We start from the raw sequence: 24,838 nt of genomic DNA, 5'->3' as shown, positions 1-24,838 counted from the left end.
GTTGCGCCATATTGCGCAACACTTGCATGCTATTGGGCAAGTCGCGACAGGCCCGCCCCGCCCTTTTTGCATATGCTCGGCAAAGCATGCGGGTCGTAAGTCGCCCTCCATGCCATTGCGTATAATCTGTGGAGGAAAATATGAAGAACGTTGAAACGGTAAGCGTCGCACATCTCGGGGGGGCAGAGATCGGCTATTGCTTTGGGGAGGACTTCGATCCATCTCGTCCGACATTAGTGATGGTGAATTCCTTTGCAACATCAAGTCAGCTCTACCGACCCCAGTTTTCGGATAATGCGTTATCTGACACGGCAAACCTGGTGTCATTTGAATTGTATGGGCACTGTAAAACTCGAACGCCTTCCGAACAGTTTACCTACTGGGATTCCGCAATTGCGAACTTGCAGGCCATGGACAAGCTAAACATCTCTTCAGCATTCGTCTTAGGTACGTCGCAAGGTGGATGGGTCGCCGCGCGCATGGCCATGCTGGCACCAGAAAAGATAAAAGGGATAATCCCCCTGGGTACCTCAATGGACTATGAAAGTCAGCAAAGCCAATCACTGGGTTGCTGGAACGGATCTGAATTCAACAGTCCTCTTGTTGATGCACTTGCCGATCCGGTTGATGAGAGCTGGGAGCCCGCGGACGCGTTTTGCGACGCATTGTTAGCTGCGGGCTTTGGCCCTGACGTCTCGGACGATGAGCGGGCCTTTTGGCACAAGACCCTGAAAGAAAACTACGCGGGTGATGATGGCCGCAAGCGATTGAGAATGTGTGCGATCAACCTTCGCGACCGAGATGGTCTTTATGGTCGCCTCGACTATGTCAAATGTCCGGTTGCTTGGGCGCACGGAACAGCGGACCAGGTCTATTCCGTTGAAAATGCAGAACTTGGGGTATCCAAGTTCACCAAGTCCGAAGATGCTACCCTGACGATCATCGAAGGTGGCCAGCATTTCCTGAGCGCATCACATCCAAAAGAGGTAAACGAACTCGCGCGATCGTTTATCAAAAAGTGGTCGTAACGTCCTACGACAGCGCAAACTGTCGTCATCGGTTAGGCCGCTGTCTGGGCAGATGACAGCAGATTGACGCTATGTGCCGGCGCGCAAGTCCATTCAGATGGATTTGCGCGCCGAACGCCGGGCAAGCTTGGCTGTATTAACATTGCACCCGAGAAGACTGAGCCGGAGGCGAACATCCCCCCTACAAAGGCGCTGCAACTCTGTATTTGCAACGCAACAGAACTGCCAACAGATCGCAGGCCTATACATTCGGTTGAACGGGTAGCTCCGACTTACGACGTGCAAGAATGTCGGACGACACAAGGTAAGAAGACGCGACATGGCTGCACACCAGTTTGCGCGTCAATTCGACATCTAAGTTAAGTATCGCGTCAGCGATCTGACGATGCTCGTTTCGAGAGGACGCCAACCGCCTATTATCCTCGCGGAAATTGGCGGCTCGCCAAGCAAAGGTTCGCATGCTCAGTTCGTCCAAGGTTGAGGCAAGTGTCATATTTCGAGCGCCGAATTTTATAGCCTCGTGAAACTGCCTATTGATATCGCTGTATGTCGTCGGGTCGTCGCAAGCATCGCCGCTGTCAACAATCACCATAAGCTGACGGCGTTCGATTTCACTCATACGTTTGGCCGCAAGAGCGGCGAGAGCGCTCTCTATCTCGCCAGTGGCTTCAAACAGTTCAGCAAGGTCTTCAGGTGTCATCTCGCGCACGAAGTAGGCCCGTCGGGTCCCACGCTCAGCGAGCCCTGCTTGGGCCAGCCGGTGCAAGGCTTCCCTCACCGGGGTGCGCGATACACCGAATTTTTCAGCCAATGACTGTTCGATAAGTGGTTCGCCCGGAGCCAATTGGCCGACCATGATCGTCTCTATCAGGCTTTCAAAGATGCAATCTGCTGCACGAATAATCATCGGCCAATCAATCCAGTCGTTTTGTGCTCTTTTAGCTTCCATTTGTATACATGTGCTTGCAAGCTTTAACCACATGACGCCGAGCAACTGGGAGGGTTCGGTTAAAAATGCCTCAAAATCGACGTGAGGCGGGCGAACTGGGGGAAACCCAGCGCGAGTATTTGTCGGCCGAAACGAACGAAGGGAGGAGACAATGCCAACAGGGATAATAAAATATGAAACCGATCGACCACAAAAAAGTTCTCGCCGAACGACTTTCTGCCCGCTTCGGACGTAGAACTGTACTTAAGGGCCTTGGTGCCGGTATTCTAACTGCCGCGACCACTGGCGCACCTTCTCTTGTGCGCGCACAGCAAAGCGGTCACATCAAAATTGCGTCCATTAAAGTCATTGATACGCTGGACCCCCACTTCACTGGCTTCCTGTCTTCCATCCAGATCATCAACAATATCCATAACGGTCTTCTCAAGATCGCTTACGACGGCAAGAACGTCACCTTTGAACCAGACCTCGCGGAAAGCTGGGATATCGAGGGCGACAAGGTCCACGTCTTCAAGCTGCGCGATGGCGTCAAGTTTCATGATGGGACGCCCTGCGATGCAGAAGCCGTCAAATTCTCTCTTCTGCGTGTCAAAGAAGGAGAACCCAAGTCACCACACGCGTGGAAACTGGCGCTGTTGGACACCATCGAGGTTGTCGATCCGCTGACGGTAAGGCTCACATTCTCCCAACCATATGCATTTCTGCCCGTCGCCCTGAACGGCTCGACCGGTCGCGCAGGCACGATCGTTAGCCCCGCTGCCGTACAGAAATACGGTGCCGACTATGGACGTAATCCCGTTGGGACGGGGCCATTCAAATTTGTGTCCTGGAAAGAAAACGACGCGATCGAACTCGAAGCAAACCCCGACTATTTCGAACCCGGTTTGCCAAAGCTTGAGCGTGCGACATTTGTTCTGATGAACGAGGCGTCGACTGCGCTCGCGGCATTGATGTCCGGCCAGATTGACGGCATGACCGATTGCCCGATGCAGCTTGTCGACCAGGTAGAAGCATTCCCGAATGCAAACCTGTATGGTGAAATTGAGGGCAATTACACCTTTGTCGGCATGAACTGCAAACGCGGCCCGTTTGATGACATCAACCTGCGCCGCGCCGTTGCCTGGGCCCTTGATCGCGACACCCTCGTGAAACAAGCCTACTTTGGGCGGGCGCAAAAAGCGTATACGCCGATTTCTCCTCCGATGACCGACTTCTTTGATCCCGACATCGCGTCCAGTGGCCGTGGTCAGTGGTTTGATCTGGAAAAGGCCAAGTCCTTCCGCGCCAAAGCGGCTAATCAAGGCGAAGTCGAAGCCGTATATATGATGGCGGAACGCGGTCCTGTTGGGACACGTATCGCTCAAACTGTGGCCCCGATGTTGGCTGAGATCGGCATTAAAGCGAAGCTGGAACTTGTAGAGCCCGCAACTTGGGTCAAGCGCCGCAACGCATCCGACTTTGATCTTTACGACTTTGAATGGGTTGCCGATCTCGACCCCGATGAAACGCTGTATCCCGAATTCAAATCGGACGGGGCATGGAACTTTGGCGGTTGGGTGAACACCGACTTTGACGACCTTTGCGCACAGGCTCAGGTTGAACTGGATCCAGCAGCACGACGCACTTTGTACAAGAAGGCCGAAGACCTGCTGATGGATGAAGCCGGCATTGCTGTCATGGCCCACATGCCGATTTACAAAGTGTTCTCTACCAAAGTTAAGGGGTTCCAATATATCCCGGCTGACCTTGTGAACCTGCACACTGTGAGTATTGGCTAATGCTCGTTAAGGCACTGGGGAAAATCGCGCAGACATTCGTTGTCCTATTCGTCGTGTCGGTCGCCAGCTTCGGACTTTTGAAGCTGGCACCGGGCGATCCAATTCAGATCATGCTCGGGTCAGAGTTCTCTCAAGCGAGCTACGATTCTTTGAAAGCCGAGCTTGGGCTGGATCAACCATTCCTCGTTCAATACGCGAATTGGGCGATCCAGTTTGTGCAGGGCGATTGGGGAACATCCTATGTCGCACGCGCAGAAATTTTCACCTATGCCTTCAAGGAGGCGTTGCCTGTCACGTTGACCCTCGCCTCCTTTTCTCTTCTTTTTGCAATTCTCGTTGGTGTTCCTTTGGGCGTGTTGTCGGCCATTAAGAAGGACACGATATTTGACGCCGGATCGGCTGTACTTGCCCTGACAGGCACGGCATTTCCTTCGTTTCTTCTGGGCATCTTGCTGATCTGGTTCTTCGCGGTGAAGCTCCAACTCTTTCCGGTCATGGGCTACGTCTCTCCGTGGGAGAACTTCTGGCTCGGCATTTACCACATGATCCTGCCCGGCCTTACGCTTTCGACCTATTTCATCGCGATGATTACCCGCCTTACCCGCGCGACGCTGATAGAAGTGTTAGAGCAACCTTATATCGCGGCGGCCCGTGCACGCGGTGAACCGAATTGGCGCGTCGTCTGGGTGCATGGTGTACGCAACATCGCTATGCCGCTCGTTACAATCCTTGGCCTGCAATTGGGCGTCCTGTTGCAAGGGACTGTTCTAACAGAAACGGTGTTCAACCTTCCTGGTGTTGGGCAGATGCTGACCTCCGCTGTACTGGGGCGTGAATACCTTGTGGTTCAGGCTGGCGTTATGATGACGGCGGTTTTGTTCATCGGCGTCAACCTGCTTGTCGATTTGTCGTATCCCTTCCTTGATCCACGACTGAGGACCAGCAAATGAGCGTTCAAATGACCAAAGACGTCGCGGCTGTGCCGATTGGGGTCACGCCTTCGCCCTCTGCAAAATCCCGTCGATCTGTTTTCATCCGGCGACCGTTCTTTACCGCAGCTTTACTTGTCGCAGCGGCTTATGTGCTCGCTGCCATTTTCGCGCCCTATGTCGCCCCGTTCGATCCCACAAAGCAGGATTTTAACGTCATGATGAAAGCACCCTCTGCGGTGCATTGGCTGGGGACAGACAGCTACGGCCAAGACATCCTGTCGCGTGTCATATTCGGTGCACGATATGCGCTCATTATTGGCATCTTCTCGGTCATGATTGGCGCGATAGGCGGTCTCATTATCGGGCTGGCCGCTGGCCTTTCTGGTGGATGGGCTGAATGGGGCCTGATGCGCTTGATCGACGCCATCCTTGCATTGCCGTCGCTGATCCTCGCCGTCGCATTCATCGCGATCCTTGGTCAAGGCGTGGACAAAGTCGTCATCGCAGTCGGCCTTTCAATGATCGGGCCTTTTGCGCGCACGGTGCGCAGTGACGTGATGCAGGTGCGTGTGCAGCTTTTCATCGAGGCCGCTCAACTGATGTCGATTTCATACCTGCGTGTGATTTTACGCCATGTTTTGCCTAACGTGATTTTCCCGCTCGCCGTTCAGGTCACAATACGCGTTTCAGAGGCCATTCTGGTTTCTTCGTCGCTCTCGTTTTTGGGCATCGGCGTGACGCCCCCGACACCTGACTGGGGCCTCATGATCGCTGAAGGGCGCGATTTTGTCAGCTTTGCGCCGTGGATGTCTGCGATGCCCGGTTTTGCTCTGGCTCTCTTGCTGATCGCCTTGTCGATTGTCGGCGACGGGGTGCGCGAAGAGTTTGATCCTAAATTACGGAGAGATTCATGAGCGATATGGCTGTAAATCATGTCTTGTCGATCAAGGACCTGACCGTCTTTCGAGGTGCCGCTAAAATTCTGGATCGCGTCACACTTGCGCTTGGACAGGGAGAGACACTGGCTTTGGTCGGTGAAAGTGGGGCCGGGAAATCGACTATCGCCACCGCGATCATGCGCTTGCTTGAAAACGCGAGGGTCACCGGAAGCGCTACCTTGGCGGGCGAAGGCGACCTTCTCACGCTGTCAGAGCGGAAGATGGTGAAGCTTCGAGGCCGCCGTTTGTCTATGATATTTCAGGACGCGGGTACTGCGCTTAACCCGTCGTACACAGTCGGACGACAGCTGAGCACGACCTTGCGACGCATCCACGGGCTATCAAAGGCAGACGCCCGAGACCAAGCGATAGAGCTATTCACCTCTGTCGGGATCAACGACCCGGAAGGCCGGATGTCTGCTTTTCCTCACCAGTTATCAGGAGGCATGCAGCAGCGTGTCATGGTGGCGATCGCATTGGCAGGCAGCCCTGATCTGCTTTTGGCTGACGAGCCGACCTCGGCTCTGGATGTCACGATCCAAGCACAGATTGTGCGACTGATCCTCAAGCTAACCCGTGAACGCGGCGCAAGTTGCGTCTTTGTATTGCACGATCTGGCCCTTGCAAGTCAGGCCTGCGATAGGATCGCGGTACTGTATGCGGGGCAAGTTGTAGAAAGTGGTCCGGCGCGCGATGTGCTCGAACGACATCGCCACCCCTATACCAAGCAACTTAAATCCTGTGTGCTGGAAATTGGCGCCAAAGACCTACCAGCCCCCGAAGGGACTGTGCCGTCTCATGGGCAGATGCCTAAGGGCTGCCGATTTTCCACCCGCTGCCCACGCGCAGTGGCGCGTTGCGCGGACGAAGCGCCCCCCCTTGTGCCAGCCCAGCAGACCGCGACAGGCTCGCTTGACCACCATATTGCGTGTTGGAACCCAGAATGACTGTGCAAACTTTGTCCGAAACCAAAGCGCCCGCGCCTGAACAGCCCATCTTCGAGCTGATCGAGGTCGAGCAGGTGTTCGAAGTCCCCAAACCAGGGCGATCCCTTTTCAGTCGCGATACCGTAGGTCTTCGTGCCTTGGATGGGGTTCGGCTAAATATTCGCAAAGGCACGTCCCTTGCCGTCGTCGGAGAAAGCGGGTCGGGCAAGTCTACCCTGCTTCGGGTCCTGCTGGGGCTGGACCGACCAAGCGGTGGGCGTGCGCTTTATAACAGCAAACCCATTCTGGAAGGACGCGCGACCGGTATCGATTTTGCACGCGATGTTGCGATGGTCTATCAAGATGCCCGTGGGTCACTCGACCCTCGCATGACGATTGGCGCGCTCATTGCAGAACCGCTTCGGCACTTTAATATCGTACCGCGCCAAGACGAGGCCGCACGTGTTTCACACCTACTTGATCGGGTGGGGCTGCCTGCTGACGCTGCTGACCGGTATCCATCGGGACTGTCAGGAGGACAGGTGCGACGCGTGGCTATCGCACGCGCATTAGCATCGGAGCCTACGGTGCTTGTGGCGGATGAAGCTGTTTCAGGGCTCGACGTATCGACCCAAGCACAGCTGTTAACTTTGTTGCAGTCATTACAGCGAGACATGGGCCTGACGCTTATCTTCATTACGCACGACCTTGGCGTCGCGAGCTTCCTTTGCGAAGAAATCGCGATCATGTATCTTGGCCGTATCGTCGAAACAGGCCCGACCGATGCCGTTCTTGATGCGCCATCTCATCCCTACTCTGCGGCTCTTCGTGCCGCTGCTCCACAATTCTTTGAACCGCTTTCAGAGCCATTGCCTGGGGAAATCCCAAGCCCTCTCAACCTGCCTGAAGGGTGCCGTTTTTCGACACGTTGCCCAAAGGCGCAGAACGATTGCCGTCTGAAGGATCCACAGTTGGGAAAGCTCAGCCCTCAGCGCGCGGTCGCGTGTCTGCATCCGCTGGCCTTAAAATAGCCGTCACTCTTCAGATTACACAAGATCATCGCGTGCCCATGGCCGGTGGTGCTAACTACAGGAAACCCGAAATGTTTGACTTCTTCTCTGCTCGCCGCCCCAGTACGCTCGCTTCTTCAGCGATGATCGCAACCTCACACCCGCTATCAACCTCGGCTGGCCATGAAATCCTGACCAAAGGGGGAAATGCGGTAGATGCGGCGATTGCTGCAGTGGCTGTGCAGTGTGTCGTCGACCCTTTGATGACAGGTATAGGTGGGGACTGCTTTGCGCTCTATGCCCCAAAAGGTGGCAAGGTGAAGGCACTGAATGGGTCAGGGCGCGCGCCAGCTGCCGCAACAGTCGAAGCGCTAAAGAATGCAGGTCTCACGGATGAGATCCCGCAGACAAGCCCGCATTCGGTCACGATTCCAGGTGCCATTTCGGGGTGGTGCCTACTCCACAAGGATCATGGCTCTCTCCCACTGGAGCAGTTGTTTGCACGCGCCATAGAATACGCCGAAAGCGGCTATCCTGTGACACCGCGCGTTGCAATGGATTGGGCCGCAAATGCGGATATTGTTGCAGGCGATGAACATGCAGCAAAGCTGTTTCTGCCCGACGGGAAAGCGCCGAAAGCGGGCGACATGCATGCCCAACCCCTATTGGCCGAACGTCTGCGCGACATCGCAAAGAACGGTGCTGCAGGTTTTTACGAAGGCGACGTGGCCGCTAAAATGGCAGCACATCTGCAATCTCTTGGCGGTTTGCACACCGAAGCGGATTTTCACGAAGGTCGGGATCAAGCGCACTGGGTTGAACCGATTTCATCGCGTTACGGCGATCATGACGTCTATGAATGCCCGCCGAACGGCCAAGGGTTGGCGGCCTTGCTAATTCTACGCATCCTGTCACGCTTTGACATGGGTAAGGGACTTTCCGACGCTGACCGCATCCATCTGCACGCCGAGGCGACAAAACTTGGATACCATCACCGCGATGCATTGATCGCAGACCCTGCAGACTGTCCCGATGTGGTTGAAACACTCTTGTCTGACGACGTCGTAGACGCATTGGCCGCGCGGATCGACATGCGCCGTGCCCTGCCCCCTACCCTTTGGGACGAGCCAGAACATAAAGATACGATCTATCTGAGCGTCGTTGACGCACAGGGAAATGCGCTGTCCTTCATTAACTCAATCTTCCACGGTTTTGGCTCGACACGTTTAGACCCGACCACAGGTGTTCTTTTCCACTCACGAGGTGCTTCATTCAGACTTGCTGAAGATCATCCCAACGCCATCGCGCCGCGCAAACGCCCCATGCACACAATCATTCCTGGAATGCTTTGCAAAGATGGGGTCGCCGTTATGCCCTTCGGCGTCATGGGCGGGCACTATCAAGCCGCTGGCCACGCAGCCTTTTTGTCGGGCGTGCTGGACCTGGGAATGGACATACAAGAAGCAATGGATGCACCGCGCAGCTTTGCGCATGATGGTGTGTTGGATATTGAACCAAGCGTTGCCTTGGAAGTCCGCGAAGATTTGACGGCGCGTGGGCATGTGCTGGCCGTACAGGAATCCCCGATCGGCGGGAGCCAGGCAATCTACATCAACCCCGAAACAGGCTTGCTGTCTGGTGGTAGTGACTCAAGAAAAGACGGGATGGCGTTGGGATTTTAAGGGTAGCTTCTTGCAATTTAGGGGGGGTCAGCGCGCAAAAACACCGACGGTTTGCTGCGTCTGAACCCCTAATCGCCCCCTTTTACGATGTCTCGAAGGGCTCTCCGACAGCATGGACGACTTGCAGGCCAGCTTTACCATCCCGTTTTTAACCGATTACATGGCCTAAGTAGGTGCGGTGAAGAAAACCAACAGTCGATACGGGGAAATGATGACGGCAAAATGTGGTGGTAGGTCTGACGCCTCGCCGAAATCCCCAAAATTCAGAAGTCGCGATGCGACGCGGACACAGGCCGAAATCTTGGCTGTCGCTATAGACGAGTTTGCCGAACACGGTTTTCACGGAGCACGGATTGACCGCATAACAAAGGCTGCCAAGTGCAACTCGCGTATGATCTACCACTATTTTGGTGGGAAAGAGCAGCTTTATATCGCGGCCCTTGAGGATATTTTTCAGCAGATCCGAGACCAAGAAGCGCACCTGAATTTTAGCGTAGGGGATCCGGTCGCGAAGTTGAATGAACTGGTGGAATTCACCTTCGATTACTTTAAAAATAACGCCGATTTCCGCAAAATGACGCGCAATGAAAACGCTCTGAACGGGATGTATATCGCGCGTTCAGCGGTGATGCGCGACATGTCGGAGCCTCTCATCGTAGCAATCCGCAATCTGGTAGAACGTGGATATTCAAGCGGAGTGTTTAGTCGAAAGCCTGATCCCGCCCAGCTTTATCTTAGTATTGTCGCCCTTTCAGCCCACCACCTGAACAACGCTGCCACTCTTGGCATTGTTGTCGGCCAGAACCTCCATGACGACGCGTGGCAAGAAGAACGTCGGCAACACGCCAAGGACGTCATTCTGAGCTACCTCGGCATCCAGAATCATTAGCGCTGTTGCCCCTTCGGAAATGACGCCCAAACTGCCTCGAAAGCGAAAGAAGCGTCAATTCCCCCAATAAGGGAACATGGAGTGCTGTAATTTCACGCCAGCACCCAGGACCGCGCCTCTTTCTTGAGCGGAGCCATTTAATTCTAAAACTTTTTACTTAATTTTATTTATAGGCTCACCGCTCTGCAGTTTGATGACTGCATGAACATATTAAATCATCCTGAACAAAGCACCGGCACCCCTCTCCAAGTAGGGCCGTCGCCATATCGCTATGCAGTAGAATTGCAGACGGCGTCTGTTGTTTTCGGCAAGGGAGATGATGCTGTTACAGCACTGTCGCCTACGTCTTTGAAAATGGATGCAGGTGACTTCGTGGCACTTGTCGGCCCGTCAGGTTGCGGCAAGTCTACTATCCTGCGCCTTGTGAGCGATCTGATACAGCCTTCATCCGGCGTAGTCCTTGTCGGCGGGCGAGAAGCATCAGCCAAACAGTTGCGCATCGGTATGGCGTTCCAGAACCCCACAATGCTGCCGTGGCTGACGATCGAGCAGAATGTGATGCTGCCGCTCAAGATCGTGGCCCCGTTCAAGGCGACATTCCGCAAGGATCGTAAAGGGGCTTATCGGGACCGCGTCCATCGTTTGTTAAAACAGGTAGGCCTTCAGGATTTTGCCAATCACTATCCTTGGCAGTTGTCCGGTGGGATGTTGCAGCGATCAAACCTTTGTCGCGCACTCATCCACGAGCCCGATCTGTTGCTGCTTGATGAACCCTTCGGGGCGCTGGACCAATTCACGCGCGAAGAGCTTTGGCAAATTCTTCAAGACCTGTATCTGGACCGCAAACCGACGGTGCTGCTGGTCACACATGACCTGCGCGAAGCCGGTTTTCTGGCAAAACGTATCTGCGTGATGAGCGCACGACCCGGACGGGTCATATCGGACGAACACGTCAACATCCCGCAGCCACGGGACATTGGCATGATCTACAGCCCAGAATTTGTCGAAATGACCCAAGGCCTGCGCGAGCTGATTGCACAGGTGCGTAAATAGGATGTCTATTATGACCGAGAAAAATCGCATCAGAATGCTGTCGTTTTCACTGATCTTCGGCTTCTTTCTGATATGGGAAGTACTTTGCGTTTTACTGGACGTCTCTGACCTTGTTCTGCCGCGCCCGTCCGAAATCCTCGTGACGCTCTGGATCAAGTTTCCGATCTTGGTGCCCCACATCGCCCAGACATTATATTCGACGCTCACCGGCTTTGTGCTTGGTGTCGCGATTGGGACGGCCTTGGGAATCATGGTGGGTACATCCAAAGTAGCCTACGCCGTCGCTTCTCCTTTGCTGGTTGGCTTTTCATCCATCCCTAAAGTCGCTGTCGTGCCGATCTTTGTGCTTTGGTTCGGGTCAGGCACAACTCCTGCGATCCTGACGGCGATGGTGATTTGCGTCTTCCCGATTGTGGTGAATATCGCCACGGGACTGGCCACAACAGAACCTGACCTTGAGGACGTGCTCAAAACGCTTGGCGCATCCAAGCGAGAAATCCTGGTGAATGTCGGGCTACCGCGCACCATGCCCTACTTTTTTGCGGCACTCAAAGTCGCGATCACACTCGCTTTTGTAGGTTCCGTTCTATCCGAAACTGTGGCGTCCAACCGTGGCATCGGAAATGTCATGATGACCGCCTCATCGAACTTCCAAGTGTCGCTCGTATTTGCAGGTTTGATCATTCTCGCGCTGCTTGGTGTCGCCCTCTACTCCCTGTTTTCGCTTCTGGAACGGCGCGTCACGGGATGGGCAACACGCGGCAATGACATCGCAATGTCTTAACCAACCCTCCCCTCATCGAAATAAGGAAAGCTGAAATGAAGAATGTTCTCGTGGGTGCCACCTTGGCGCTAATGGCCGGCGCAGCCCCGGTGTTTGCCGAAATTACCGACATCCGGTTCACCCTGGGTTGGAAGACACAGGGTTCTGACGCGCCTTTTCTACTGGCGCTGGACAAGGGTTACTTTGAAGACGAAGGGCTGAATGTGTCCATCGACCAAGGCGAAGGATCGGCAGCGACAGTGACACGGATTATGGGTGGGGCCTATGACGCAGGGTTCGGCGACATCAACGCTATCATTCAGAATGCTGCGGCGCGTCCGAATGAAGCACCTGTTATGGTCTATCAATTATGGAACCGTCCCCCTTTCGCGATTGTGACACCGAAATCTGCCGGAATTGAAAGCCCTTCGGATTTTGAAGGTAAGACGCTTGGGGGTGCTCAGGGCACGCCGACAACACGGCTCTTCCCTGTTTTCGCCGAGATCAACGGCATTGACCTGGATAAAGTCGCGCAAGAAAGCATGGCACCAAACCTGCAGGAACCTATGATGATCCGCGGGGATATCGACGGCGCATTCGTGTTTACCTCGACAAGCTGGTTCAACCTGATTGCAAACCGCCAAGACCCAGCGAACGACTACAACTGGTTCAACTTCGAAGACTACGGCATGGACCTTTACTCCAACGGCATGATGGTGTCGCGTGAACTGCTGACCGAAAACCCAGAAGCCGTTGCAGGGCTGGTGCGCGCAGTGAACAAAGCGACAATGGAGGCATCCGCCGATCAAGATACCTCGGTCGCAGCGGTCATGGCGTATGACAATCTGGTGGACGCAGATCTGGAACGCGCGCGGTTGGAATTTGCGTTAACCAATCTGATGAACGCCCCCGAAGTCGCGGACATCGGCATGGGTGACCTTGTGGACGAACGGTTGACCCGCTCGATCGAGATCGTTGCAAAAGGCTATGATCTGGAACGCCTGCCAGAAGCGTCAGAGATTTTCGACCGGTCGTTCCTTCCTCCGCTCGATGAGCGCAGCTTTGAGACGACCATTAACTAACGCTTAACCTCACTGCGGCGGGTGATTGCCTGTCGCGGTGAGGTATCTTGAAAGCTTTTCTTCTCCCCCAACTTGTTTGCGGAATTCTGTATGTCCAAGCATCAACTCTTGCTCTGTGGTGGGCTCGTTCTTGTTAAGAATGAAACCTTCGAAAGAGTTTCGATCCTTGTGACGGATGGCCTGATCACGGCCCTACTCGCAGATGGCGATGGCCCCGAAGATGCAAAGCGCATTGATGTCAGCGACCGCCTTATCATTCCCGGTCTCGTGAACGGTCACACCCATTCACACGGTGCGCTTGGGCGTGGTGGCGTTGCTGGCGATCTGACGCTTGAACCGTTCCTTGCGGGTTCAGCATGGCTGAATGCCTCACGCAGTGCCGATGATCTGCGCCTCGCAGCCGAACTCTGCGCAGCTGAACTAATCCGCAAAGGCTGCACAAGTTGCTTTGACCTGTTCATAGAGCTACCAGGCCCGACAGTTGAAGGTATCCATGCGGTTGCTGAGGCGTATCAGGGCGCAGGCCTAAGAGCCGTCGTTGCCCCAATGATCGCAGACCAGACGATCTATCAGGCCTTGCCCGGACTGCTGGAGCATTTTGACCAGCCCCTGCGTGACATCGTTGCCGCCCTGTCAATGCCGGACTGGCAAGACATTATCGCAGTATGCAAAAAGGCCTTCGCGACGTGGCCCATATCGGGTAAGCGTGTACAACCAGGCATCGGGCCAACGATCCCGCTGCATTGTTCAGATGCATTTCTGGCATCATGCGCAAACGTTGCAGCACAGCATGAAATACCGCTGCAAACCCATTTGGCTGAAACGCGCCTGCAACAGGTAACCGCACATCGGAAGTATGGCACCAGCCTTACCGCACATCTGGACAGTTTACAGGTGCTAAGCCCCCGCTTCAGTGGCGCACATGGTGTGTGGTTATCGCGCTCAGAAGCCGACATTCTTGCTGCCCATGACGCGTGTATTTGCCATAACCCCCTTAGCAACCTTCGGCTCGGGTCTGGCATCGCACCTGTACGAATGCTTATGGACAGCGGTGTAACCCTCGGGGTCGGAACGGATGCTTCGAATACATGTGATGGCCAATCCATGTTCGAAGCCATGCGCCTCGCGGCGACGCTAAGTCGGGCACAGGCAAGCGACAGCAAAGAATGGATATCCACCCGTGATGCTTTTGCCATGGCGACGACAGGCAGCGCGCGGATTATGGGGCTCAAGAATGTCGGCATGATCGCGGAAGGATGGGCCGCGGACATGCTGTTCCTGGACGCTGGCTATTGCCACTATACGCCGCTGCGTACCCCGCTCGACCAGATTGTGTTTGCCGAAAACGGTGCTGCCCTGCGGGAAGTGATGATTGCGGGTGAATATGTATTCGCCAATGACCGTGTACTGACCCTCGACGAGGCAGCCCTAGCCAAACGCGCCGCAGATGCCGCCACGCGACTGGATGAAGCGAACGCAGACACGCGTACGCTGAACGCTGCTGCATCCGCTGTCGTGCAAAGTTTTTGCCGCGCGACCTGCGCGCTCCCCTACCCGACTTGAGAAGAAAGTTAACGAAATGAACCAGAACATCGACCCTGTAGCTGCAGCAAAAGCGATTGTGGAAAGTTATCTTGAACGGTCGATGGTGCCCGATCCTGAAGGAGCCGCGGCGTATGTCAGTGACGATTTCAAACTGGTGTTTACCGGGGGGCGCACCTTCGCGGGCCCCGCAGAAAGCGCTGCCTTCAATGCAAAACGCTATGATTGGGTCAAGAAGAAGTTCCTACGTACCGACGCCGCGCTCGACGAGGCGACCGGAGACGTCCACGTCTACAACACCGGCTATCTTTACGGGGCGTGGAAGGATGGGACCACATTCGAAACGAACCGATATCTGGACAAGTTCGTCGTCCGCGACGGCAAGATTGTCAGCACCGACGTGTGGAACGACAGCGCCGAAATTATATTGCACAAGGCTGGTTTAGCAGAAGCGGAACTCTGAATTATGCTCCCTCATCATGGTAGATACGACTACTCCCCAATCTCTAAGCGCGCCGACTACAACTGGCCCGAGGGGAAACGGCTTGCGGTCTATATCGGGCTCAATCTTGAACATTTTAGCTTTGGGACTGGACTTGGTGCCGAACTGGCACCCGGAGGTCCCCAACCAGATGTTCTAAACTACGCTTGGCGCGACTATGGCAACCGCGTTGGCGCATGGCGGCTGTTAGAGTTGTTTGACGCATTGGGCCTGCCTGCCAGTGTGCTGACCAACAGCGAAATGTATGAATACGCACCAGACCTAATGGCGTCTTTCAGCGCGCGCGGCGACGAAATCGTCGGGCACGGGCGAACGAATTCCGAACGTCAAAGCGACCTGACGATGGAGGCAGAGGCCGCGCTTATTTCCGCAGCTACGAAAGTCCTGAAAAATGCCGAAGGTATACAGCCAAAGGGCTGGCTTTCCCCCTGGATCGCGGAAAGTTTGGATACACCCGATCTACTCTCACAGTCTGGGTATAGATACACGCTCAACTGGTGCATGGACGATCAACCTGTCTGGATGAAAACACGCAACGGCCGCCTCTTGTCGATCCCTTATCCGCAGGAGGTTAATGACATTCCCTCTATCGTCGCCCGCAAAGAGGGCGCGGCCGATTTTGCGAATATGATCATCGATAACTTTGATGAGATGCTCGAACAGTCTTCGCGGCAACCGCTTGTTATGGGCATCGCGTTGCATCCCTATCTGGTCGGACAGCCCTACAGGCTTCGACATCTGCGCCGTGCGTTGTCTCATATCGTTTCGAAACAAGACCAGGTATGGCTGACGACAAGCGGTGCTATTTCAGACTACTGTTATGATGTGATACCCGACTTGGTTCCCTGAGCGATACGCCACGCCCCCTTCGCTGCGTAGTATTTGGCGCATTCTGACTTGCTTTTGGATGCTGCGGATCGCAGGTTTTTCGAATTGTCTACTGACAGACACATCACGTGGTCTCGTTAAGACGGGTTTGGCAGGATTAACCGTCGCCGCATGTCTATGGCCCCGTTCACGACGTGAGGAATTGCCCTAGGCGCTTAGGGCCGCCGTAGAGCCCGACATGCCCCTGATAAAGCTCTTTGCCTAGGATCGCCATAACCTCACTAAAAGGCCCCCTCCGTAGGACACGGCTGTATTCTAGCTGGATTTCTTGAAAAGCGGCTCTGGAAGTTTCAGGCCGGTTCGATAAGGGTGATGGAAATCCGCAGCCGAGGCGTTTTATTCTAATGTTCCGCGATCTTTCAGTGCCCGCAGTTTCCATGGGCCTCCTTGCCGCATTCGTCGGATATTCAGCGTCATTCGCGATCGTACTGGCGGGGCTGACCGCGATGGGAGCAACGGGCGCGCAGGCGACGACAGGCCTGTTTTTCGCAACCCTCGGCATGGGGATTTGCAGCATCTGGCTTCCTGCCGTAACGCGCATCCCCGCCGCAGTGGCATGGTCTACGCCGGGGGCGGCCTTTCTTGCGACAACGGCCATCTTGCCCGGCGGGTTTGCTGAAGCCGTGGGCGCTTTGATCTTTTGTGCAGGATTGATCGTTCTGACGGGGTTGATCCCCGCGCTTGGCCGGATCGTGGCCGCAATACCGAAACCTATTGCAAACGCCCTGCTCGCGGGCGTTCTGCTCAAGCTCTGTCTCGCCCCTGCGCTTGCGCTTGGCAGCATTCCCTTGCTGGTTTTGCCGGTGCTCCTCGCGTGGCTTGCGGGCCTGACGTGGAACAGGTTGGCAGCAATGCCTTTTGCTGTGATTGCGTTTATTGTGGTTCTCTTTTACGCCGTCGATACGCCGAGCAGCCCCGTGCAAACCGGCGGGGCGTGGCTTCCTACCTTTGCTCTTACAGCCCCGATTTTTACGGTTCAGTCCTTCTTTTCCGTCGCTCTGCCGCTTTATCTGGTGACGATGGCGGGGCAGAATATCCCGGGCTTTGCGGTGCTGGAACTGAACGGCTATTCAGTCGACCGCCAACCCCTGATCCGCAAAACCGGCCTTGTCAGCCTTGCGTTCGCGCCGTTCGGGTCGATCCCTGTCAACATGTCCGCGATCACCGCAGCGATGATGGCTGGCGAAGACGCGGGCCGCGATCCGGCAACCCGCTATTGGGCGGCAATCACATCGGGGATTGTCTACATCCTGCTTGCGTTTGCTGCCGCGCTGATCACCGCACTGGCAAGCCTTGCACCGCTTGCTTTGATTACTGCGGTGGCCGGACTTGCACTTATCCCCGCGCTGGTTGGTTCGCTCTCTGCTGCCTTCACCACCCCCACCCAACTAGAGGCACCGGCGCTGACGTTCTTGATCGCGGCAAGCGGTATGACGCTTTATGGCATAAGCGGCGCGTTTTGGGGCGTTATCGCCGGCGCGATCATCTGGGGGGCAAAGGCCATCGCGCATCGATTAAGGGCCTGACCTTGCTTTGGCGCCAGAGGTTTAAAAAAGCCAACGCATTGCACATATATTTTCCATGAAGAGATTTATCTCTGATGATAACGTATTCTAACTGCCCAGTTTACTCTTTGACCGAGTGACCTAGTTAACCAAAATGAACAAACTGAAGAAAATGCAGCATGACTGAAACAACGACGCCCGACGTAACGCAAAGATTATCAACCGGGACTTCGGGTCTCGACGATGTGCTGCGCGGTGGCATTACACCCGAACGGCTTTATCTGGTCGAAGGCACGCCCGGAGCGGGCAAGACAACGCTTGCGTTAAAATTCCTGATGGAGGGGCGCGCGGCGGGCCGTCAGGGGCTCTATATCACCCTGTCTGAAACCGTGAATGAGCTGACTGCTGTGGCACAGTCGCACGGCTGGACACTGGATGACATCGCCCTGTTCGAAATGGTGGCAGAAGATGAATTCAGCCCCGACCACGAACAGTCCTTGCTGCACCCAAGCGAAGTCGAGCTTGGTGAAACTGTGCGCGGGATCATTGATCTGGTAGAGAAAACCAATCCGGACCGGGTCGTGCTTGATAGCCTGTCGGAACTGCGTTTGCTGGCCCAGAACCCGCTGCGGTATCGCCGGCAAATCCTCGCGCTCAAGCATTTCTTTGCGCGTCGCAAATGCACGGTATTGATGTTGGATGACCGCACCGCCGAACCGGGCGACCTGCAATTGCATTCGATCGCCCACGGCGTCATTTCGCTGGAACATTTGGCGAATGACTTTGGCTCTGAACGGCGCCGCCTGCGGGTGATCAAGATGCGCGGGCTAAAGTACCACGGCGGCTATCATGACTTCACGATCGAGCGGGGCGGCATTTGCGTCTATCCCCGTCTGATCGCAGCACAACACCACCGCACGCATTCGACGGACCCTGTTACCACGGGTCTAAAAGAGCTGGACGCGCTTTTGGGCGATGGTCTTTTTCCGGGCACCAATGCGCTGATGGCAGGCCCTGCGGGCGTGGGCAAAACAACAACCGCGGTGCGCTGCATGATCGCGGCGCTGAAGCGTGGACAGAACGCTGCCTATTTTCTGTTTGACGAACGCCTTTCGACGCTCATGATCCGGTCCAAGGCGCTTGGCATGGACCTGCAACCTTTCATCGACAACGGGATGCTTCAGATTCGGCAGGTTGATCCGGCAGAGTTGTCGCCTGGTGAGTTCGCCCATGCAGTTCGTAGCGCGGTCGAGGATGACGATGCTAGTGTTGTGGTGATCGACAGTCTGAACGCCTATCTGCACGCGATGCCCAGCGATAACTTTCTGGTTCTCCAAATGCACGAGCTGCTGAGCTACCTCGCCCAGCAGGGGGTGGTTTCGATCATGGTGCTCGGCCAACATGGGGTCACCGGCGATCTGCGCTCGGATATCGACATCAGCTATCTAGCGGACACCGTGTTGATGCTGCGGTTCTTCGAGGCAGAGGGCGAAATCCGAAAATCCATATCTGTCATCAAGACGCGGACGTCGGACCACGAACGCAGTATTCGTGAGTTCAAGATCGATCAAAATGGCATTAGCATCGGCGAGCCGATCCGCGGCTTTTCATCTATTCTGTCCGGTTCCCCTGTCTATAATGCGTCAAAGGATCACCTTTTGGCGCTTAAGGGCGACGACAAGGATGGGTCAAAGTGACAAGCCTGCCGCCACTCGGGGAAACTCAGGAAGCGCCGCCGTTAGATATCTTTTCGTCCGTTGCGGTCATGGCACCGCGGGGGCGGGATGAGGCTGTCGCGCGGCAACTGCTGGCGAAAGACGGGATCGCGTCGATCCCCATCCTAACGCTGTCGCAGTTGTCCGAGCTTATTTCACAGCATGTCGGTGCGGTGCTGATTACCGAAGAAGCCCTGAGCGGCGCCGATGCCGACGCGCTGGCCCTCGCGCTGGATGCGCAGCCGTCTTGGTCGGACGTGCCGTTTATCGTGCTCGCCAATGGTGCCACGCGCAGCCGCAGCGAACGGGCTGTGCAGCGCATGGACCGGTTAAGCAATGCCGTGTTGTTGTCGCGCCCGCTTCATGCCGAAGAGTTGGTCCGCGCCGTGCGGTCATCACTGACGGCCCGCGGTCGGCAGCATCAAGCGCGTCGCCAGCTCGAAGAGTTGCAATTGCGCGAACGCCAGCTGTTCGAGAGCGAAGCGAAATTTCAAGCCATTGCCAATTCGGTGGATCAAATGATCTGGTCCACCCTGCCCGACGGGTTTCACGACTATTTTAACGACCGCTGGTACGAATTCACGGGCGTTCCCGCTGGCTCTACCGACGGCGAAGGCTGGAACGGGATCTTCCACCCCGATGATCAGGAGCGCGCATGGGAGCGGTGGCGCCACAGCCTCAGCACCGGCGAAAACTACGAGATCGAATACCGCCTACGTCACCGTTCGGGCGACTATCGCTGGGTGCTCGGGCGGGCCCAACCGGTGCGGGACAAGGGCGGTACCATTCTGCGGTGGTACGGCAGTTGTACCGATATTCACGAAATCAAAGTGGCCGAAGAACAGCGCCACTTGATGCTGGGCGAGATGAACCACCGTGTCAAAAACACGCTGGCCATGGTCAATGTGATGGTTTCGCAGACCCTGCGGCTGGCGGACAACCTGCGTGACGCCCAGACATCGTTGCAATCGCGTATCGCGATGATGGCCCAAGCCCATGACCGATTGATCGCGGCGTCTTGGGCCGAAACCCGACTGCCCGAAGTGGTCGACGCCGCACTGGCAGCGCACCGCACCGGCGAAGGTCGCTTTGATATCGATGGGCCGGATATCGAAGTGGGTTCAAAGCAGGCGCTTGCGATGACCATGGCGATCCATGAGCTAAGCACCAACGCCAGCAAATACGGCTCTCTTTCGGCTCAGGGCGGCAAGGTCCGCATCTGCTGGGAGGAAAAAGATGATGTCTTCACGTTTACTTGGGTCGAGACAGACGGCCCCCCGGTTTCGCCCCCAACCAAGCGCGGTTTTGGCAGCCGGATGATCGAGCAGGCACTCGGAGGATATTTTCAGGGAAAGGTGGAACTTTCCTACGACCCGGAAGGTTTACATTTTAAGCTCAGTGCGCCCGGCTCCGGATTGCTGTTCTGATATTCCCGTCTCTGCAGAAAGAAAGGTTCCACTGCGCTATGTATTCCGAAAACACTTCACGGCTTGCCGTTCTTGTCGTCGAAGACGAACCCTTGCTGCGCATGGATGCCGTCGACATGATAGGCGATGCAGGTTTCAAGACTTACGAAGCCTGTTCGGCCGATGAAGCGATGGTGCTGATCCGCGACAATGACGATATCGGAATCCTGTTCACAGATATCGACATGCCAGGCTCTATCAATGGGCTCAAGCTCGCGGCTTGCGTCCGCGAAGGCTGGCCGTCGGTAGAAATTCTTATCGCGTCGGGCGTCGTGGGCGTTACAGATGAGGCAATGCCTGAAGGTTCGAAATTCTATTCCAAGCCCTATGTAACAACCCAGATTATCAGCGATATGAAAACGATCGCGGCCTCCGAAGATCATACCGTCTAAGCCGGGGTCAAACGTTGCTTCGGATTGATGCCGGTGGGGTCGCACCCGCCGTCTTTTTGCGGTGTTTTAAGGCCCATCGGCTAGGGGCCTACAGTCTATAGAAAACGCGACCAGACGTAGGCTCTTTTGACAGGGCCAAGGTCTGTCGCGACTTCGATTTAGACGACCCTCAACCGACTGACGCGCCAAGCTGGCAAGCGTACTATCGCAGTTGTACCCTTATCAGTGGCTTGCACCTCGAATTCACCGCCATGAAGTTCAACCAGTTTTCGGGTTAACGGTAAGCCAAGGCCCAATCCCCCGCGGGTATCCCTCGTTCTGAGATGTCCCCCGACGACAAAAGGTTCATACAGCGCCGCTAGATCGACATTGTCGTCCAATGTGCCATTATCAGTGATTGAAAGTTCAAGATTTCTGGAGCCATCCAACCTGCTTCCAATAGTGATTTCTGATCCGCCGTGGTTGATCGCATTAAGGGCAAGCGCATGCAAAGCAAGCTTGATCTGATGGGGGTCGATGTAAATGGATGCAGTGTGCGCCTTCTCATCTAGCGCAATCGACTTCAACTCGCCATCCGCACCCGGCAATACCAATTGGGCAACACCGTTCAGAATATCGCCCAATTCGCAGTCTTGTTCGTTCAGGGAAAGCTCTCCGGTCGACGCGTCACTATAGGTGATAATCGCCTCAACCAGCCCCATAAGATGCTCTGTCGATTTTCGCGCCGAGCTAATCAGTCCTGCGTTGATGCCACGATCGGCCATCGCCTCAAGCAACCGCAAGCTCCCAAAGAGAATGGTCAGCGGCGTACGTAATTCATGGCCGATAAGCGTGACAAAAGTCGATTTCGCACCTTCGTCTTTCGTAAGATCCACCGGGGTTGGCGGCACGCCTTCCAACGCGGCGACGACGGCTTTCCCCAGATCTGTCAGGATCGACATCTGGTGATCCGATGGCGCTTCATGAGGAACCAGATCAAGGACGCACAGGCTCCCGAAACGATGGCCCGACGACAACACCAACGGAACCCCCGCATAAAACCGTGCCCCGGGCCCGCCTTCGGCTACCATAGGATGGGTCTCGAACCGAGGGTCTTTGCTCAGATCCGGCACGACCATCGGTTTGCCCGACATTATCGTATGGGTGCAAAAGCTGTTGTTCTTCGACATCCGATCAAGCTCGATGCCAACGACGGACTTGTACCACTGGGTGTCACCTTCAATGACACTGATGTGTGCGATTGGACAATCCAGTATCTTTCGGGTCGCATCGCAAATGGCGTCGAAAACGCCACTATTTGCTTCGGTCAGGCCGGGAACAGCAAAGACTGATCTAAGGCGTGCTTCTTCATTGAAGGGAATGGGATAGGTTCTCAACATGCACCTCGTTAACTCTTTATTCAGCGACTATTAGCGATAAGTCGTGTGCAATCAATTGTTTATTACCCTTCGGTGCGTCCGAGCTTCGGGCAACTTTTGGCCGCGACTATCAGAGCGGGAAGTTTTCCGTACTATCGCGCTAAGTGGGTACATGATCCGAAGTTCAAAACTCCCCACTGCATTTTCAATCTCATGTCACGCGGTAGGGGGCGAAACCGCGCGGGCTTCGCCTTCAGACCTTGATACCGCCGAACTGCCGCTTACTGGCAGGTCGTCACTTCTCAAACTACGTGATAACACAGGCAGCGTAAGCTGACCCTGTCTTACACAGCTAGTTGCAGATTTGGACTGAAGCGCGCTGTTGACGCCTCTACCGCGTAGGCGTCGGTAAAGTCCTCTGGATTGCGCGCAATACGGGACACGGCGTCGGTGATAAAATCCACTTTGGCGTCGTCCATCAGGACCGAGAATGCAAGCCGGGTCCAGCCGGGCTTTGCGACCTCATTGCCAGATCCAATTTCCGCGCGCAGCCGATCCGACTGCGCCCGGTCGATCCCCAGCAAGCGGTGCGCATAGGGGCCGGCGCAGGCACATCCGCCGCGGGCTTGAATGCCAAAGTGATCAGAAAGGATGCGACAGACCAGTTGCGGGTGCACGACCCTCCCGTATCGGTCGCGGACCATGAAGGAAAAAATAGGCAAGGCCGTGGCGTCGACCGTACCCAGAATAGTCAGCCCCGGCACGTTTCGCCACGCCGCCAAAGCTTTGCGCCGATGCGCGTTCAGGGTCGCGGCCATACGCGCCTCGCCGATTGCCTCTTTCACGATAAAACACAGTGCCGCGCGGATATCGCCGATGACATTGGGCGTGCCTGCTTCTTCTCGTGCGACCACATCGGCAGCATAATCCTGCCCCCAGGGGGATACAAAGCGCACCGTGCCGCCGCCCGGGCTGGTCGGGCGCGCGCGCTTGACTGCGTCGCGGCGCAAGATCAGCACGCCAGAAGCCCCCGGCCCCCCGATGAATTTATGCGGCGACACGACGACCGCATCCATACCCCATCCCCCTATCGATCGAAAGATACGGCCCTGCCCCCGCATAATCCCAGACGCTGATCGCACCGTTCCGCTTGAGCAAACGGGTGATCGCAGCGACATCGCTGACAATGCCCGTGACGTTCGATGCGGCCGAAAAACTTCCGATCACGGGCCGGTCGGCATGGGCCGCAAGCTGTGCTGCCAGATCATCCATATCGGGCCCGCCAGCAGCGGCTTCGGCGATCTCTATGACCTCTGCGCCGGACTCCCGCCATGGCAAGATGTTGGAGTGATGTTCGTAGGGTCCAATCAGCACCAGCGGGTTCTGCCCCTCGGCCAGCATCGTATCGACTCCAAGCAAAGCGGCCAGCTTTGTCAGCCCAGCTGTGGCACCTGCCCCTGCAAAGATAACCGCATGATCCGCGTCGGCGCCACACGCCTGCGCCACAACGCGTCGGGCTTGCGCCCGCAAACGGTTCATATGTTGGCCGCAGAAAGACGCTTCGGTATGCGCGTTGGAATAATAGGGAAGCACATCCTTGGCGATCCGGTCTTCAAGCTGCTTTAGCGCCCGCCCGGAGGCGACATAATCAGCATAGATCAAAGGGTTTGGGCCGCGTGGCCCCGGGACCATCATGCCCTCGCCTATCAAGCCAGAGCGCAGACCGGGTATGATGTCGCCAGCACTCATCCCTTGGCGAAAGCTGTCAAAGAGCTCGGGCGTATCGGTCATAAATCAATCCTTCTATTTTGCCGTAAGTTAAGGTGACAATGACATGAGAAGCTGCAATAAACTTACCCTATTACCACCAACTTTCCGAGGTTTTTCGTTCAAATGACCCAACAGCCAGCCCCGAAGCTCGACCGGATCGATGCCGCGATTTTGCGCGTGCTCCAAAAAGATGCGTCGCTGTCGCAACGTGATGTCGCTGATCGGGTGGGGCTGTCGCAGAATGCGTGCTGGCGTCGCATCGTGCGCTTACGGGAAACGGGGGTCATCACCGGCCAGACGCTGCGGCTGGATCATGAGCGGATCGGGCTGGGTTTGACGGTTTTTGTCATGCTGCGCACGCGGGATCACTCTCCGGAATGGCTCGAGACATTTCGCAAGACGGTCCTTGGGATCGAGAACATCATCGACGTGTTTCGGATCGCCGGAGATTACGATTACATGCTGAAAATTGTTGCGCAGAACATGAACGATTTTGATCGCATCTATCAGCGACTGATCGCAGGGGCCGCGCTAGAGACCGTTACATCCTGCATCGCCATGGAAGCGATCGCCGATCGGCGCGACCTGCCGGTCTGACGCGGCCCGAAGGCGCATTGCGCGTTAAAAATAGGGGCGTTCGGCGCAGTTCTTTGCACCAACGGCAGGGTCC

The 24,838-nt window shown here is 55.8% G+C and carries 21 protein-coding genes and 1 pseudogene; 19 read left to right on the top strand and 3 right to left on the bottom strand.

All coding sequences use genetic code 11. From position 1 onward, the window contains the following. Positions 1-140 precede the first annotated feature (140 nt). Positions 141-1,028, top strand: coding sequence for an alpha/beta fold hydrolase (locus ACVBAU_RS05630; protein ID WP_448328366.1), 888 nt, complete (start codon positions 141-143; stop codon positions 1,026-1,028). 241 nt (positions 1,029-1,269) lie between these two features. Here ACVBAU_RS05630 and ACVBAU_RS05625 read toward each other — a convergent pair whose 3' ends face one another. Then, a complete protein-coding gene (locus ACVBAU_RS05625; RefSeq protein WP_138924038.1) occupies positions 1,270-1,977 on the bottom strand; it encodes a GntR family transcriptional regulator in 708 nt (235 codons plus the stop codon). A 173-nt stretch (positions 1,978-2,150) separates the two neighbouring features. Here ACVBAU_RS05625 and ACVBAU_RS05620 point away from each other — a divergent pair, with 173 nt between their 5' ends. The 17 genes from ACVBAU_RS05620 to ACVBAU_RS05540 all read left to right on the top strand — a co-directional run bounded on the left by ACVBAU_RS05620 (position 2,151) and on the right by ACVBAU_RS05540 (position 21,040). Continuing rightward, positions 2,151-3,755: an ABC transporter substrate-binding protein gene (locus ACVBAU_RS05620; RefSeq protein ID WP_335745082.1), complete on the top strand. Its 1,605-nt coding sequence runs from the start codon at positions 2,151-2,153 to the stop codon at positions 3,753-3,755. Next, a complete protein-coding gene (locus ACVBAU_RS05615) occupies positions 3,755-4,705 on the top strand; it encodes an ABC transporter permease (RefSeq protein WP_335745081.1) in 951 nt (316 codons plus the stop codon). The genes ACVBAU_RS05620 and ACVBAU_RS05615 overlap by 1 nt, the downstream gene beginning before the upstream one ends. Further along, positions 4,702-5,601, top strand: coding sequence for an ABC transporter permease (locus ACVBAU_RS05610; RefSeq protein WP_448328363.1), 900 nt, complete (start codon positions 4,702-4,704; stop codon positions 5,599-5,601). Before ACVBAU_RS05615 ends, ACVBAU_RS05610 begins: the two co-directional genes overlap by 4 nt. Beyond that, entirely contained in the window at positions 5,598-6,572 is a 975-nt protein-coding gene (locus tag ACVBAU_RS05605; protein ID WP_335745080.1) for an ABC transporter ATP-binding protein, read from the top strand. Before ACVBAU_RS05610 ends, ACVBAU_RS05605 begins: the two co-directional genes overlap by 4 nt. Beyond that, positions 6,569-7,582 (top strand): oligopeptide/dipeptide ABC transporter ATP-binding protein, encoded by a 1,014-nt coding sequence (locus ACVBAU_RS05600; RefSeq protein WP_448328361.1) that lies wholly within the window; start codon positions 6,569-6,571, stop codon positions 7,580-7,582. The genes ACVBAU_RS05605 and ACVBAU_RS05600 overlap by 4 nt, the downstream gene beginning before the upstream one ends. Before the next feature lie 71 nt (positions 7,583-7,653). Next, positions 7,654-9,243, top strand: a complete 1,590-nt coding sequence (ggt, locus tag ACVBAU_RS05595) for a gamma-glutamyltransferase (protein ID WP_335745078.1) — start codon at positions 7,654-7,656, stop codon at positions 9,241-9,243. A gap of 178 nt (positions 9,244-9,421) precedes the next feature. Further along, complete coding sequence (locus ACVBAU_RS05590; RefSeq protein WP_335745077.1) at positions 9,422-10,132, top strand: TetR/AcrR family transcriptional regulator; 711 nt, start codon at positions 9,422-9,424, stop codon at positions 10,130-10,132. Between the two features lie 201 nt (positions 10,133-10,333). Beyond that, positions 10,334-11,185: an ABC transporter ATP-binding protein gene (locus ACVBAU_RS05585; protein WP_138924045.1), complete on the top strand. Its 852-nt coding sequence runs from the start codon at positions 10,334-10,336 to the stop codon at positions 11,183-11,185. 10 nt (positions 11,186-11,195) lie between these two features. Then, positions 11,196-11,969 (top strand): ABC transporter permease, encoded by a 774-nt coding sequence (locus ACVBAU_RS05580; protein ID WP_138924046.1) that lies wholly within the window; start codon positions 11,196-11,198, stop codon positions 11,967-11,969. Positions 11,970-12,004: 35 nt separating this feature from the next. Next, positions 12,005-13,030, top strand: a complete 1,026-nt coding sequence (locus ACVBAU_RS05575; protein WP_448328359.1) for an ABC transporter substrate-binding protein — start codon at positions 12,005-12,007, stop codon at positions 13,028-13,030. A 90-nt stretch (positions 13,031-13,120) separates the two neighbouring features. Continuing rightward, positions 13,121-14,593, top strand: coding sequence for an amidohydrolase family protein (locus ACVBAU_RS05570; protein WP_448328357.1), 1,473 nt, complete (start codon positions 13,121-13,123; stop codon positions 14,591-14,593). Between the two features lie 16 nt (positions 14,594-14,609). Further along, positions 14,610-15,035: a nuclear transport factor 2 family protein gene (locus tag ACVBAU_RS05565; protein WP_335745073.1), complete on the top strand. Its 426-nt coding sequence runs from the start codon at positions 14,610-14,612 to the stop codon at positions 15,033-15,035. Between the two features lie 3 nt (positions 15,036-15,038). Further along, complete coding sequence (locus tag ACVBAU_RS05560) at positions 15,039-15,923, top strand: polysaccharide deacetylase family protein (RefSeq protein ID WP_448328354.1); 885 nt, start codon at positions 15,039-15,041, stop codon at positions 15,921-15,923. A 383-nt stretch (positions 15,924-16,306) separates the two neighbouring features. Next, positions 16,307-17,488 (top strand): benzoate/H(+) symporter BenE family transporter, encoded by a 1,182-nt coding sequence (locus tag ACVBAU_RS05555; RefSeq protein WP_335745071.1) that lies wholly within the window; start codon positions 16,307-16,309, stop codon positions 17,486-17,488. A 158-nt stretch (positions 17,489-17,646) separates the two neighbouring features. Further along, the gene (locus ACVBAU_RS05550) at positions 17,647-19,164 is read left to right on the top strand and encodes an ATPase domain-containing protein (RefSeq protein WP_335745070.1); all 1,518 of its coding nucleotides are present in this window, start codon (positions 17,647-17,649) and stop codon (positions 19,162-19,164) included. Further along, a complete protein-coding gene (locus ACVBAU_RS05545) occupies positions 19,161-20,609 on the top strand; it encodes a sensor histidine kinase (protein WP_448328351.1) in 1,449 nt (482 codons plus the stop codon). Before ACVBAU_RS05550 ends, ACVBAU_RS05545 begins: the two co-directional genes overlap by 4 nt. Positions 20,610-20,647: 38 nt before the next feature. Then, positions 20,648-21,040, top strand: a complete 393-nt coding sequence (locus ACVBAU_RS05540; protein ID WP_138924053.1) for a response regulator — start codon at positions 20,648-20,650, stop codon at positions 21,038-21,040. A 158-nt stretch (positions 21,041-21,198) separates the two neighbouring features. On the opposite strand, the gene ACVBAU_RS05535 is transcribed toward ACVBAU_RS05540, so the two are convergent. Continuing rightward, positions 21,199-22,419 (bottom strand): GAF domain-containing sensor histidine kinase, encoded by a 1,221-nt coding sequence (locus ACVBAU_RS05535; RefSeq protein WP_448328348.1) that lies wholly within the window; start codon positions 22,417-22,419, stop codon positions 21,199-21,201. A gap of 323 nt (positions 22,420-22,742) precedes the next feature. Beyond that, positions 22,743-24,147 (bottom strand): annotated as a pseudogene (locus ACVBAU_RS05530) (aminotransferase class V-fold PLP-dependent enzyme). A gap of 144 nt (positions 24,148-24,291) precedes the next feature. Here ACVBAU_RS05530 and ACVBAU_RS05525 point away from each other — a divergent pair. Next, complete coding sequence (locus ACVBAU_RS05525) at positions 24,292-24,765, top strand: Lrp/AsnC family transcriptional regulator (RefSeq protein WP_093733487.1); 474 nt, start codon at positions 24,292-24,294, stop codon at positions 24,763-24,765. Positions 24,766-24,838 lie beyond the last annotated feature (73 nt).

Source organism: Sulfitobacter sp. M13 (assembly GCF_053474885.1).
The sequence above is the reverse complement of the archived record's forward strand: the minus strand, read 5'-3'. Positions and strand labels throughout refer to the sequence as shown.

Bases quoted from the DNA above. Each gene is read 5' to 3' on its own strand.
- ACVBAU_RS05570 (WP_448328357.1), top strand. From the start codon at position 13,121: ATGTCCAAGCATCAACTCTTGCTCTGTGGTGGGCTCGTTCTTGTTAAG.
- ACVBAU_RS05610 (WP_448328363.1), top strand. From the start codon at position 4,702: ATGAGCGTTCAAATGACCAAAGACGTCGCGGCTGTGCCGATTGGGGTC.
- ACVBAU_RS05585 (WP_138924045.1), top strand. From the start codon at position 10,334: ATGAACATATTAAATCATCCTGAACAAAGCACCGGCACCCCTCTCCAA.
- ACVBAU_RS05630 (WP_448328366.1), top strand. From the start codon at position 141: ATGAAGAACGTTGAAACGGTAAGCGTCGCACATCTCGGGGGGGCAGAG.
- ACVBAU_RS05560 (WP_448328354.1), top strand. From the start codon at position 15,039: ATGCTCCCTCATCATGGTAGATACGACTACTCCCCAATCTCTAAGCGC.
- ACVBAU_RS05525 (WP_093733487.1), top strand. From the start codon at position 24,292: ATGACCCAACAGCCAGCCCCGAAGCTCGACCGGATCGATGCCGCGATT.
- ACVBAU_RS05615 (WP_335745081.1), top strand. From the start codon at position 3,755: ATGCTCGTTAAGGCACTGGGGAAAATCGCGCAGACATTCGTTGTCCTA.
- ACVBAU_RS05575 (WP_448328359.1), top strand. From the start codon at position 12,005: ATGAAGAATGTTCTCGTGGGTGCCACCTTGGCGCTAATGGCCGGCGCA.
- ACVBAU_RS05620 (WP_335745082.1), top strand. From the start codon at position 2,151: ATGAAACCGATCGACCACAAAAAAGTTCTCGCCGAACGACTTTCTGCC.
- ACVBAU_RS05555 (WP_335745071.1), top strand. From the start codon at position 16,307: ATGTTCCGCGATCTTTCAGTGCCCGCAGTTTCCATGGGCCTCCTTGCC.
- ACVBAU_RS05625 (WP_138924038.1), bottom strand. From the start codon at position 1,977: ATGGAAGCTAAAAGAGCACAAAACGACTGGATTGATTGGCCGATGATT.
- ACVBAU_RS05550 (WP_335745070.1), top strand. From the start codon at position 17,647: ATGACTGAAACAACGACGCCCGACGTAACGCAAAGATTATCAACCGGG.
- ACVBAU_RS05540 (WP_138924053.1), top strand. From the start codon at position 20,648: ATGTATTCCGAAAACACTTCACGGCTTGCCGTTCTTGTCGTCGAAGAC.
- ACVBAU_RS05600 (WP_448328361.1), top strand. From the start codon at position 6,569: ATGACTGTGCAAACTTTGTCCGAAACCAAAGCGCCCGCGCCTGAACAG.
- ACVBAU_RS05605 (WP_335745080.1), top strand. From the start codon at position 5,598: ATGAGCGATATGGCTGTAAATCATGTCTTGTCGATCAAGGACCTGACC.
- ACVBAU_RS05565 (WP_335745073.1), top strand. From the start codon at position 14,610: ATGAACCAGAACATCGACCCTGTAGCTGCAGCAAAAGCGATTGTGGAA.
- ACVBAU_RS05535 (WP_448328348.1), bottom strand. From the start codon at position 22,419: ATGTTGAGAACCTATCCCATTCCCTTCAATGAAGAAGCACGCCTTAGA.
- ggt (WP_335745078.1), top strand. From the start codon at position 7,654: ATGTTTGACTTCTTCTCTGCTCGCCGCCCCAGTACGCTCGCTTCTTCA.
- ACVBAU_RS05580 (WP_138924046.1), top strand. From the start codon at position 11,196: ATGACCGAGAAAAATCGCATCAGAATGCTGTCGTTTTCACTGATCTTC.